Source organism: Ruegeria sp. N8 (genome assembly GCF_056531325.1).
This window is the reverse complement of record NZ_JBQFLQ010000002.1, coordinates 118,929-131,439: the sequence shown is the minus strand read 5'-3', so window position 1 is coordinate 131,439 and position 12,511 is coordinate 118,929. Positions and strand designations below refer to the sequence as shown.

Below are 12,511 nucleotides of genomic sequence, written 5' to 3'. Positions count from 1 at the left end.
GTGGGATTGTCCACGAAAAGCTGTGTTTAACCGATTTATTTTCCAGCTTAGTTCAGGTCTTCCAGCAAGCGCCCATGCTGACGCGTCGCCTCGATAACCGCACCGAACGTGTTCATGCCGCGCGCTTGTAACATGGGCAGCATACGAACCAGAGCCTCAGCCGTGGCGACGGCGTCGCCCAAGGCGGTGTGACGCAAAGCGTCCGGAATGGTGATATCCAGCCTCTCACACAGCGCGTCCAGTGTGTGTTTGTCGCTGGCCCCGAACAGCACGGCGGACAGCAAGACCGTGTCCAAAATGGGGTGATCCCATGCGACGCTCATCTGGTTGGCATGGCGGCGCAAAAAGGCCATGTCGAAGGGCGCATTGTGGGCCACGATCACGGCGTCCCGCGCGAATTGATGGAACACGCGGCCTGCCTCGGCAATCTTGGGCGCATCCTGGACCATGGCATTCGTCACTTTATGCACCTTGGTCGAGGCCGGCGGGATTGGCATCTCCGGATCAACCAGCATATCCAACTGTTCGCCTTCGATGATCCGACCATTCACCACCCGAACAGCGCCGATTTGCACGATCTCATCCTTGTGCGGCAATAGACCTGTGGTCTCGGTGTCGAAGACGACAAAACACAGGTCTCGCAGTTCCAGCGTCTCAAGCGCGCGGTTGGCTTCCGAGTTCATCAGTGCGAAATCATAGACCAGCGGGCGTGAGGCTTCGGGCGCGATATTGGCGACGCTGTCATCGAATATCAGCATGTATCCGGGCGCATCGCCCAAGGGCTTCATGCGGGTCGCAAATGACTGGGTGCCGTCGGTGCTTGTCAGTGTGCAGCTGACCTCGATCCCGGTTTTGACCAGTTTGGCATAGGCATGTTCCAGCGGTTCAGGTTGAAAATATTCCGACAGTGCCGCGTTCAGGCGGGGATGTGAAATCTGAGCCAGAACCTCGGCCGCCTGTCCATCATAAAGAACGATCTTATGGGTCGGACTGGCCAGCAGCATGGCCACCGGGATATCAGTCAGCAAAGCGGTCAATCGTTGCTTTTCAGCGGCCAAATGTGCGGTTTCGGCGGCGACGGCTTCGGCCACACTCAGGGTCTTTTCTGAAAGCTGATCAGCTAGACCTGCAGCCGCAGGGGCCAGATCGCCCAGATAGCGCGCGGCCTGCATGTCCATGTCCGAGCTGACACCCGCATGAGCACGCGCCCGCAGTTCCGCTGACAGACGCTCGATCGGTTTGGCGACGTTGTCATCGAACAAAAGCCAGACGGCAACGATCAGTGCAACGAAGCCGAAACCCATGATGATTTCAGCAAAAATGAACGCGTTGATCAGGTCCGGGTCGGCCACGCGGCGGTAACTGATCCACAGTGCCAGTGCGCTGACGACTACTCCGCCAACGGCCAGCAGGCAGAAGAACAGGAAGATACGCAGGCGCAGGCTTAGCCGGGTCAGCATGTTACACTCCGCAGGTGGCCTCGATGATGGGGTCGTCGGTTGTGCCAGAGATCCAATCGGCATTCACAAGCTGCCCATCGGCCCCGAACTCGGCCCCGTCGGCCAGATTGGCGCGCAGGTTTTGCGCGCAATCGACCGCCACGGGCACTACAGAAATAGGTGCCCAGCGGCCAAAGAAATAGAGGTCAACCAGCCGCTGTTCCGGCACTTGTTCGTTTGTGCGGACCGAGACGGTGTCAATCGCCGCAAACCGGTTCACGAAGGGTACCGCATAGGTCCAGGGACGGTATAGCGCGCGGCTTTCGACCTCTTGCACCACGGTCATCCCGTCGGGCAGTGTGTCTTTGGTGCGGTCGTACCACGAATACTCGCTCGAGATCGTCATTCCGATCATCCCAAGCCCTGCAGCGACCGGCGCGACCCATTTGGGCAGACGACCGCCGGTAAATTTGTTTATCACCATCACCACGCCGGCGAATGCAATGCCTGCAAAGATGGTGGCGATCAGTTCGAGGAACATTCTGTCTCTCCCATTTCCAGCCGGTTTACCCCAGCATTCCTTTTCCGTGGCCAACCGCTGATTGCATCGTTTTTATCACGACAAACGCGTCGCGTAGATGACTTCGCTCAAAGTCAGACAGGTCCGATGGCGGCAGGAAGTTATCCGGTTTCTTGTCGCCTTTCACAAGACGCACCTGATGTTCCAGCCTTGTTTCAGCGATCAGGTCATAGGCGTCCAGCAGATCCCGCGCGCCGGACGCACTGAGGATACCTGCCGATCCTGCCGCTTTCAGCCGCGCGCGGGTGTTGGCCTCCGGCAGTTTGCCTTGCAGGCTGTAAATCCGCGCCAGATCAACCACTGGCACAACGCCGTTATGTTTTAAATCCAGCGTGTTGCGGTGCTCACCCGACCGGATGGTGGCAAAGCCGCGTAGAAGGCCCAGAGGTGGTGTGTGTTTCAGTGAGTTCGAGATCATATGCGCCACGAAGATCGAGTTCGATCGCGCCGCAGCCAGCGTATCGGCTTGCAGGTCGTCGAACAGGTGGAAAGCGCCGCCGATAGGGCGCAGGTCGAACATGACCGAAGCCAGCATCTGCGCCTCAGGGTCAGGCTTGGCGATCCAGCCCTTGAAATAATCGCGCCAGACGCGCACCGGCTGGCACCAGCGCGGGTTCGTCGCCATCATGTCGCCGGGGCAATAGAAATACCCACAAGTGTCCAGCCCATCTGAGACGAATTTGGCCAGCGCGTGGAAATAGGACATGTCCACTTCGGACACGCTGTCATCCAGCATCAGGCAATTGTCTTGATCCGACACTCCTGTCTGTTCTTGTCGACCTTGCGATCCGCAAGCCAGCCACAGATAGGGCACAGGCGGGGGTCCAAGCTTGGCCTCAGCCAGCGCCAGCAACCGCCTTGTAGCCGTGTCCGCGATATCGGTGATCAGGCGCGTGACGATCTCATGCCGGTTCCCGGCGGCGACGAGCTGTACCAGAAGCTGCGGGATTTCATCGGTCACGTCGGCCATCTGCTGGGCCGTCTGCGCCGACGCGATCCGCCGGACCAGTTCGGCAGAGTTGACGGCCTGATAATGGGTCAGGTCGGTCTGCGTCACTATACCAACCAGACGACCACCTTCGGAAATCGGGATATGGCCAATGCCGCGCTCCATCATGATGTGCAGAACGTCTGACCCGATATCGGATGGGGACAGGGTGATGGGATCGGCGGTCATGATGGCTGAAATGGGGGTGTCGCCGGGCATCCCATCGGCCACGAACTTGCCCGAGATATCGCGCAACGTGGCGATCCCGCGCAACGCGTCCCCCTCGGTTACACAAAGTGATGAGATATGTTTGTCCCGCATCACCTGCGCAGCTTCACGGACCAGAGTGTCCGGCGGGCAGGTGGTAGGGTTGTGTGCCATCAGCACGTCGATGGCGCTTGTCGCCAGACTTTGCGGGCCCTGGCGCGCATCACGGGTACGGTTAAAGAACTTTGCGACAACTGTATGCCCGTCAATCAATTCGCGCACCAGATCGGACGGCAGAACCAACAGCACTGAAGGCGCGTGCGATTTGGCCTTGGTGAGCGCCTTGCCGTCCTTCAACAGGCCCCGTTCGCCAAAGGAATTGCGCAAACCCAGATGAGAGACCACGGCGTCGTTCTCATCCTTGATCTCAACCTGTCCTTCGTAAATCACAAAGACGCCGGGCAGGGTATGGCCCAGCTCATAGATTGGAGAATCCTCTTCGACCTCCCAGACCTCGATCTGTTGCGCGACAGAATCCAGCAGGTCGTGGGGCAGGGCGTCATAGGGATGGACGGATTTCAGAAACCGGGTGATCTCGTCATGGGACAGGGGCATGGGCTACTCCTCGGTTTCCGGTTGAAAAATCCCGCCCGGTGGTGTGCCGGGCGGGAGTAGTCAGTCGAAAGACGCGGCCTTTGGCAATGGGCCAATGGGCCGCATCAGGGCTCAGTGATCCTGAGCTGCACCCGCGCCACGGGGAATGCGGATGCTTTCGACCATATCTTTGATCTCCTGCGGGGTCTCCTTGGTCGCGCCGGCTACAAAGTAGGCGACAGCAAAGTTGACCATGGCACCGATCGCGCCGAACGAGGTCGACTTGATCGGACCCAGCAGCGGGTCAGCATCGGTGAACGAGTTGGTGCCCGGAATGAACAGCCAGCCCTTGTGCAGGAAGATGTAGACCAAGGTGACGACCAGACCAGCCAGCATACCCGCGACCGCGCCGGTGTTGTTGATGCGGGTCGAGAAGATCCCCATCATCAGCGCCGGGAAGATCGAGGCCGCTGCAAGACCGAAGGCCAAGGCCACCGTCTGCGCCGCGAAGCCCGGAGGGTTAAGACCCAGCCAGGTTGCCACGGCGATGGCGACTGCCATTGCGATCCGCGCCGACAGAAGCTCGCCTTTTTCCGAGATCTGCGGGTTGATCGCGCCCTTGATCAGGTCGTGAGACACAGCCGACGAGATTGCGAGCAGCAGGCCCGCAGCGGTCGACAGAGCAGCGGCAAGACCGCCGGCAGCGACCAGACCGATCACCCAACCTGGCAGGTTGGCGATCTCGGGGTTGGCCAGAACCAGGATGTCACGGTTGAACTTGGTCAGTTCGTTGCCCGCCCAGCCTTTTTCTTCTGCAATCGCGTTCAGAGCGTCCGACTTGTCATTGTAGTACTGGATTTTGCCGTCGCCGTTCTTGTCTTCCCAGTCCAGCAGACCGGTTTTCTGCCACGTGGCCATCCAGTCATAGCGCGCGTCATTGTCGATCTGTTCAACCGAAACAGCGCCACCTTCGATGCCACCATTCGGCCACATCATTTCACTGATGTTCAAACGGGCCATGGCACCAACAGCAGGAGCGGTCAGGTACAGCAGCGCGATGAAGACCAACGCCCAGCCAGCGGACCAACGTGCGTCAGACACTTTCGGTACGGTGAAGAAGCGCATGATGACGTGGGGCAGACCCGCAGTACCGATCATCAGCGACAGGGTGAACAGCACCATGTTCAGCGTGTTCGAGTGGTGGGTGGTGTATTCGTTGAAACCCAACTCGGTCACGATGGCGTCCAGCTTGGTCAGAAGGGGTTCACCGCTTGCAGTGTCACCAAACAGACCCAGCGCCGGAACAGGCGTGCCGGTCAGTTGCAGCGAGATGAAGATTGCCGGGATGGTATAGGCAGTGATCAGCACGCAGTACTGAGCGACCTGAGTGTAGGTCACGCCTTTCATCCCACCAAACACCGCGTAGGCAAAGACAACACCCGCGCCAATCAGCAGACCGGTTGTGTTGGACACCTCAAGGAAGCGGCCAAAGGCCACGCCAACGCCGGTCATCTGACCGATAACGTAGGTCACGGACGCAACGATCAGACAGATCACCGCAACGATACGGGCCGTTTGGCTGTAGAAGCGGTCGCCGATGAATTCCGAAACGGTGAACTTGCCGAACTTACGCAGGTAAGGGGCAAGCAGCAGAGCCAGCAGCACGTAGCCACCGGTCCAACCCATCAGGAAGGTCGAGTTGTCATAGCCGGTGAAGGCAATCAGGCCCGCCATCGAGATGAACGAAGCCGCAGACATCCAGTCCGCCGCTGTCGCCATACCGTTGGTGACCGGGTGAACGCCGCGACCGGCGGCGTAGAATTCAGATGTGGACCCCGCACGGGCCCAGATCGCGATGCCGATGTATAGCGCAAAGGACGCGCCAACAAACAGCAGGTTGATGGTAAACTGATCCATAATCCCCGCTCTCCCTTAGTCTTCTTCCACGCCGTGTTCGGCGTCCAGCTTGTTCATGCGCCAGGCGTAGTTGAAGATCAGCACCAAAAAGACCAGGATCGATCCCTGCTGGGCAAACCAAAAGCCCAGATCGGTGCCGCCAACCGAGATGCCGGACAGCAGCGGACGCAGCAGAATGCCGAATCCAAAAGACACCAGCGCCCAGATCGCGAGGCTGATGTAGATGAGACGCAGGTTGGCCTGCCAATAGCCCTTATCGGCCTCGGCAGTCTGCGCGGAGTTTGTGGTGTTATCCGCCATTGCGGGTTCCTCCTTCGCTACCTCGTTGGCGGCCCGTTGCCCAACTCCTCCAGTGCGTTGGACCGCTTCTCGAATGTGCCAAACGCCCCGTGACGTCCGGCAAAACTTCTCTGGTCCGCCAAGGCGGGTCCATTGAAGTATTCTGTTTTAAGGATCAAAGCCCGGTTTGGGCTTATCTCCTCCCCTTAACTCATGACCCCGCGCACAAGCCCTTGCAGGTCGTTGGCGATGGCGTCGATTTGGCCCATGGCATCAATGCCTTGCAGCACGCCTTGGGCTTGGTAGTAGTCAATCAGCGGTGCTGTCTGCGCGTGATACGCAGTCAGGCGCGACGCAACGGTTTCGGCGTTGTCATCCGCGCGACGCTTGAACTCGGTGCCGCCGCAATTGTCGCATTTGCCTTCAACGGCAGGCACTTTGAACGTGTCGTGATAGCCTTCTCCACACATGGCGCAGGTGTAACGGCCCGAAATGCGCGCGACCATTTCAGCGTCCTGAACCTCAAGACTAATCGCGGCGCTGATCTTTTGATCCGATGTGGCCAGTAGCCCATCCAGCGCCTTGGCCTGAACGGTGGTGCGGGGGAAACCATCAAGGATGACCCCTTTCTGGCAATCCGGCTTGGCCATTCGGTCGCGCAGGATGGCGATGACGATCTCGTCGCTGACCAGATCGCCCGCTTCCATAACGGCTTTGGCGGCTTTACCTGCCTCGGTACCTGCGGCAACGGCCTCACGCAGCAGGTCGCCGGTGCTGAGCTGAACCAGACCGAATTTATCTTCCAGCATCCGGGCTTGCGTGCCCTTCCCGGCGCCCGGAGGGCCGAGAAGGATCAGAACAGCGGGGGTGGTGGTAACGGCAGCGTCCATCATTCCCTCACTTATTCGCCCGGTTTTCGATCAGGTCTTCGACGACCGACGGATCGGCCAGTGTCGAGGTGTCGCCCAGAGAGCCAAAGTCATTCTCGGCGATCTTGCGCAGGATTCGACGCATGATCTTGCCCGAGCGCGTCTTCGGAAGGCCCGGCGCCCATTGAATTACGTCCGGCGAGGCAATCGGCCCGATTTCGGTCCGTACCCAGGTGCGCAGCTCTTTCAGCAGCTCATCCGAAGGTTCACGATCATTCATCAAGGTGACGTAGCAATAGATGCCTTGCCCTTTGATTTCATGCGGGTAGCCGACCACGGCGGCCTCGGCCACGGCCGCATGTGCCACCAGTGCACTTTCGACCTCGGCCGTGCCCATACGGTGGCCCGAGACGTTGATCACGTCATCAACGCGGCCTGTGATCCAGTAATCGCCATCTTCGTCCCGACGGCAACCGTCGCCGGTGAAGTAGTAGCCTTTGTAATCCGAGAAATAGGTCTTCTCGAACCGTTCATGGTCGCCCCAGACGGTGCGCATCTGACCGGGCCAGCTGTCCTTGATGCACAAAACACCCTCAACGCCGTTGCCGTTGATTTCGACACCGGATTGCGGATCCAGCACCACGGGCTGCACGCCAAAGAAGGGTTTCATCGCCGAGCCGGGCTTGGTCGCATGTGCGCCGGGCAGGGGGGTCATCATGTGGCCGCCGGTTTCGGTCTGCCACCAAGTGTCTACGATGGGGCATCTGCCCTTGCCGACAACATCATTGTACCAGTTCCACGCCTCTGGGTTGATTGGTTCACCCACAGTGCCCAGCAGACGCAGATCGCTGAGGTCGTGCTTTTCAACGAACTCATTGCCCTGACCCATCAGGGCACGGATCGCGGTGGGGGCGGTGTAGAACTGATTGACCTTGTGCTTGGCGCACACCTCCCAGAAACGACCGGCGTCGGGATAGGTGGGCACGCCTTCGAACATCAGTGTCGTCGCACCGTTGGCCAGCGGGCCATATACGATATAGCTGTGGCCCGTGACCCAGCCCACATCCGCCGTACACCAATAGATGTCGCCCTCGTGGTAGTCGAACGTGACCTCGTGAGTCAGCGCGGCATAGACAAGATACCCGCCGGTTGTATGCACGACGCCCTTGGGCTGACCGGTCGACCCGGAGGTGTAGAGGATGAACAGAGGATCCTCGGCATTCATCTCAGCCGGGGCGCAATAATCGTCTGCCTCAAGCGCCATTTCGTTGTAGTCATAGTCGCGATCGGCAATCCAAGTGGTTTGACCATTGGTGCGCTTGACGACCAGACATTTGACGGTGTCCTTGCAATGCAGCAATGCCGCATCCGCATTGGATTTCAGAGGGGTTTTGCGGCCACCGCGCGGGGCTTCATCCGCGGTGATGACAACCTTGGCGTCGCACCCATTGATCCGCGCTGCCAATGCGTCCGGAGAAAATCCCGCAAAAACAATCGAGTGGATGGCGCCAATACGGGCGCAGGCCAACATGGCATAGGCTGCTTCGGGGATCATCGGCAGGTAGATGACAACGCGGTCACCCTTGCGCACACCCAGCGATTCCAGAATGTTCGCCATCCGGCAGGTGCGGCGGTGCAACTCGGCATAGGTGATGTGCTGAGCCGCGTCGTTTGGATCATCCGGTTCCCAGATGATGGCGGTCTGATCGCCGCGTGTTTCAAGGTGACGATCCAGGCAGTTGGCCGAAACGTTCAGCGTACCATCCGCATACCAGTTGATGCCAACCGAACCGAAATCATAGCTGACATCCTTGACCTGCGTGAACGGTTTGATCCAGTCGACACGCTTTCCCTGCTCGCCCCAAAAGGCGACAGGGTCGTTGACGGAGGCTGCGTACATCTCGGAATATTTGTCAGCATCGACATGTGCACGCGCAACGGTTTCTGCAGTTGGCGGATAAGCTTTGGCATCTGCCTGGGCAGCGGTTGTCATTCTGAGGCTCCTCCCTCTAGGACTGAAATTGACGGGCTCGATTTTGCCTGCTGATTTGGCAATGTCGACCCGCATCCTCCCCGTACCGAATAATACGGAGAACTGAAAACAAGGGAATAAATTACAGAAAACTAAGGATTAGTTTGTAAATAAATTTCTTGATTCCTGTCAAACTAGAAAACAAATTTTGTAAATTTGATGAAAAATAAAATAGAAACATATATTTGGTTGTAACAAGTGAAAAGCGTGACAGCTGGCTTCTGATCCATAGGCAATAGGTATTTGAAACTCATCTTTTAGTTGTTAGCGCCAAACGGAACCGAGGAACACGGGCACGCGTCCCGCTCTGGGGGTTGGCACTTTAAGATGTTGGCGCTAGCTTTGCTTGCAAGCGCCCTGGGGAAGGGGCGCAAAAAAGGGAGAGATCACAATGAAAAAGATGCTGAGCGGTGCGGCTGTTGCCGCTTTGACCGTCGCCTTCGTGTCTGAGGCCGCAGCAACCGAATGGAGCGCTTCGGTCTGGGGTAAACGCCGCGCCTTTACTGAGCACGTTGAAAAGCTGGCCGAGTTGGTCAGTGAAAAGACTAATGGCGAGTTCACCATCAATGTCAGCTATGGCGGCCTGTCCAAACCGCGCGAGAATCTCGATGGGATTGAGATCGGCGCGTTCGAGATGGCGCAATTCTGCGCGGGCTATCATCGCGACAAGAACCGGGCCATCACGGTGCTGGAGCTACCGTTCCTCGGGGTGAACAACCTGGAAGAAGAGGTGGCCGTCAGCCACGCTGTTTACGATCACCCGGCGGTGAAAGATGAGATGGCTCAGTGGAACGCGCGTATCATCATGACCTCGCCCATGCCGCAGTATAATCTGGTCGGCACCGGCGATCCGCGTGACAAGCTGGCTGATTTCGACGGCATGCGTGTGCGTGCGACCGGTGGTCTGGGTCAGGCATTCGAAGCGGTCGGAGGTGTCCCGACCTCGGTTCCCGCGACCGAGGCGTTCAATGCGATGGAATCGGGCGTCGTCGACACGGTGGCCTTTGCCCAACATGCTCACCTGTCTTTCGGCACCATAAACGAGGCTGATTGGTGGACCGCAAACCTCAACCCCGGCACAGTCAACTGCCCGGTGGTAGTAAATATCGACGCCTATGAAGCCCTACCGGCCGAACATCGAGAGGCACTGGACAGTTCGATTGATGAGGCGATTGATCATTACCTCGCCAACTATGGTGGCCTGCTGGAACAGTGGGACAGCGTCCTATCCGAGAAGGGCGTCACAAAGGTCGAAATCGACGATGCGGTGATCGAAGAGTTCCGTACCAAGGCGGCAGATCCGATCCGCGAGCAGTGGATAGCGGACATGTCGGCCCAAGGTCTGCCTGCGCAGGACCTCTATGATCTCGTTCAGGCCACGCTGAAACAACAGCGCGGCGGCAACTGATCGCATCGTCCGGGTGCCTCATCGGCGCCCGGACACCCATAAAGACAATAGGGGATCACCGGCATGGCAGGACAGGCCACGGTGCTTGAGGATGGCAGTCGTCTCAGCCGTCTGGATCATCAATTATTGCGATTGGAACGGTTCCTTGCCCTGATCAGTGGGATAGCTGTATTTGGGCTGATGGTTTTGGCCGTGGTATCGGTTAGCGGGCGTAACGCGTTCAACGCACCTTTGCCTGGCTATGTGGACTGGATCGAACAGGCCATGCCACTGATCGCGTTCCTTGGCATTTCCTTTGTCCAGCGGGATGGCGGGCACATCCGAATGGATATCGTCATCTCGCGCCTGCACGGGCGGGCGCTGTGGCTGTTCGAACTGATCTCGGTCGTATTGATCCTTGTTCTGATGCTAGCCCTTGTCTGGGGCAGCTGGTCCCATTTCGACCGCTCGTTCGATTTCGGCGCACCGTTGTGGAGCCGTGACAGCTCAATCGACATCGGTATTCCGCTCTGGCCTGCCAAACTGTTGGCTCCGGTTGCTTTCTCGGTGCTTTGCTTGCGGCTGATCTTGCAAATCTGGGGTTATGGCCGCGCCTTTGTCTTAGGGCTGGAGAAACCAGTGGCCGTGCCGCTGATACAGGATGTCGCCGCCCAGGCGGCTGCCGAGGCCGAGCAATTCGAAGGGCAGGACTAGATGGACACGATTGATATCGGCCTGTGGGTCACAGGCGGCCTTCTGGTTCTGGTCGTCACTGGGATGCGCGTGGCCTTTGCGGCAGGTTTGGCAGGTTTGGTTGGGCTGGTCTGGATTTTCTGGGCCAAATTCGGCTATGACCCCGACCGCTTTGGCAAAGCACTGACCGTGGCTGTCAAAACGGCGGGGCAGGTGCCTCATTCCAAGGTTGCGGCCCATACGCTCAGCCTGATCCCGACCTTTATCCTGATTGGCTATCTTGCCTACTATGCAGGTCTGACCCGAGCGCTATTTGAAGCTGCCAAACGCTGGGTCGCCTGGGTGCCCGGCGGGTTGGCGGTGTCCACCGTCTTCGCCACGGCTGGCTTTGCGGCAGTGTCGGGCGCTTCGGTCGCCACTTCTGCCGTGTTTGCGCGCATCGCCATCCCCGAGATGCTGAAGGTCGGATACAATAAACAATTCGCGGCCGGCGTCGTCGCTGCTGGCGGAACACTGGCCTCGCTGATCCCGCCATCTGCGATTCTGGTGATCTATGCGATCATCGTTGAACAGGATGTCGGCAAACTGCTGTTGGCCGGTTTCATCCCCGGCGCATTTTCAGCGGTCATTTACGGTCTGCTGATCGTTGGCATCGCCGTGATCTTCAAATCAGTTGGTCCACCCGTTACTGGGTTCACTTGGAAGCAGCGCTTTGCGGCACTGCCCGGTGCGTTCCCAATCGTCGCCGTGATCCTCATCATCATCTGCTTCGTCTACAACCCTTTTGGCGACAAGGCCTGGGGCACCCCCACCGAAGGCGGCGCGATCGGAGCCTTTATCGTCTTTTGTTTTGCGCTGTTTCACGGAATGCGCTGGACCGAGCTGAAATCGGCCCTGCTGGAAACAGCAAAGCTGACGGCCATGATCTTCTCGATCATCTGGGGGGTTCTGATCTATGTTCGGTTCCTCGGGTTCGCGGATCTGCCCGGGGCATTCTCGGACTGGATCACATCGCTTGAGATGTCGCCAATGCTGATCCTGATCTGCATCCTGCTGGCTTACGCGGTTCTGGGCATGTTCATGGACGCCATCGGGATGCTGCTGCTGACGTTACCGGTGGTCTACCCCGCAGTAATGGCCTTGAATGGCGGTGAAACCGTCAGCGCGGCTGAAAGCGCCTTTGGGATGTCTGGCCCGATGTGCGCCATCTGGTTCGGTATTCTTGTGGTGAAAATGGCCGAGTTCTGCCTGATAACCCCACCCATTGGGCTCAACTGCTTTGTGGTTGCAGGGGTCCGCCCGGACCTGAGCGTTCAGGATGTTTTCAAAGGCGTGACACCGTTTTTCATCGCAGACGCCGTCACCATCGCGTTGTTGGTGGCGTTCCCTGGTATCGTGCTCTATCTGCCGTCCTTGGCTGGGTAGCAGGTAATTTGCGAGGCTCTGCCTCGCGCTCCGGGATATTTTTAGCCAGATGAAAAGCGGATCCGTACTTCATCTGGCCCCAAATATCCCAGGGGAGTCGC

The 12,511-nt window shown here is 58.4% G+C and carries 10 protein-coding genes; 3 read left to right on the top strand and 7 right to left on the bottom strand.

Features of this window, described 5'->3' with window-relative positions; all coding sequences use genetic code 11:
* Positions 1 to 47 precede the first annotated feature (47 nt).
* From ACR0C5_RS04690 to acs, 7 genes are all read right to left on the bottom strand, one after another.
* A complete protein-coding gene (locus tag ACR0C5_RS04690) occupies positions 48 to 1,460 on the bottom strand; it encodes a 3'-5' exonuclease (protein ID WP_170788532.1) in 1,413 nt (470 codons plus the stop codon).
* Position 1,461: 1 nt separating this feature from the next.
* Complete coding sequence (locus tag ACR0C5_RS04685) at positions 1,462 to 1,980, bottom strand: hypothetical protein (protein ID WP_170769490.1); 519 nt, start codon at positions 1,978 to 1,980, stop codon at positions 1,462 to 1,464.
* A gap of 25 nt (positions 1,981 to 2,005) precedes the next feature.
* On the bottom strand, positions 2,006 to 3,829 hold the full coding sequence (locus ACR0C5_RS04680) for a DUF294 nucleotidyltransferase-like domain-containing protein (RefSeq protein ID WP_480874908.1): 1,824 nt from the start codon (positions 3,827 to 3,829) through the stop codon (positions 2,006 to 2,008).
* A 111-nt stretch (positions 3,830 to 3,940) separates the two neighbouring features.
* Positions 3,941 to 5,725, bottom strand: coding sequence for a sodium:solute symporter family protein (locus ACR0C5_RS04675; protein ID WP_480856543.1), 1,785 nt, complete (start codon positions 5,723 to 5,725; stop codon positions 3,941 to 3,943).
* A gap of 15 nt (positions 5,726 to 5,740) precedes the next feature.
* The gene (locus ACR0C5_RS04670) at positions 5,741 to 6,025 is read right to left on the bottom strand and encodes a DUF4212 domain-containing protein (RefSeq protein WP_170769493.1); all 285 of its coding nucleotides are present in this window, start codon (positions 6,023 to 6,025) and stop codon (positions 5,741 to 5,743) included.
* Positions 6,026 to 6,210: 185 nt separating this feature from the next.
* Complete coding sequence (locus tag ACR0C5_RS04665; protein WP_480874905.1) at positions 6,211 to 6,894, bottom strand: adenylate kinase; 684 nt, start codon at positions 6,892 to 6,894, stop codon at positions 6,211 to 6,213.
* Positions 6,895 to 6,901: 7 nt separating this feature from the next.
* Positions 6,902 to 8,866: an acetate--CoA ligase gene (gene acs / locus ACR0C5_RS04660; protein WP_170784513.1), complete on the bottom strand. Its 1,965-nt coding sequence runs from the start codon at positions 8,864 to 8,866 to the stop codon at positions 6,902 to 6,904.
* A 430-nt stretch (positions 8,867 to 9,296) separates the two neighbouring features.
* On the opposite strand from acs, the gene ACR0C5_RS04655 reads away from it, so the two are divergent.
* The 3 genes from ACR0C5_RS04655 (at position 9,297) to ACR0C5_RS04645 (ending at position 12,410) form a co-directional block, all read left to right on the top strand.
* A complete protein-coding gene (locus ACR0C5_RS04655; protein ID WP_480874903.1) occupies positions 9,297 to 10,313 on the top strand; it encodes a C4-dicarboxylate TRAP transporter substrate-binding protein in 1,017 nt (338 codons plus the stop codon).
* A 63-nt stretch (positions 10,314 to 10,376) separates the two neighbouring features.
* Complete coding sequence (locus ACR0C5_RS04650) at positions 10,377 to 11,006, top strand: TRAP transporter small permease subunit (protein WP_170788537.1); 630 nt, start codon at positions 10,377 to 10,379, stop codon at positions 11,004 to 11,006.
* The gene (locus tag ACR0C5_RS04645; RefSeq protein WP_170784520.1) at positions 11,007 to 12,410 is read left to right on the top strand and encodes a TRAP transporter large permease; all 1,404 of its coding nucleotides are present in this window, start codon (positions 11,007 to 11,009) and stop codon (positions 12,408 to 12,410) included.
* Positions 12,411 to 12,511 lie beyond the last annotated feature (101 nt).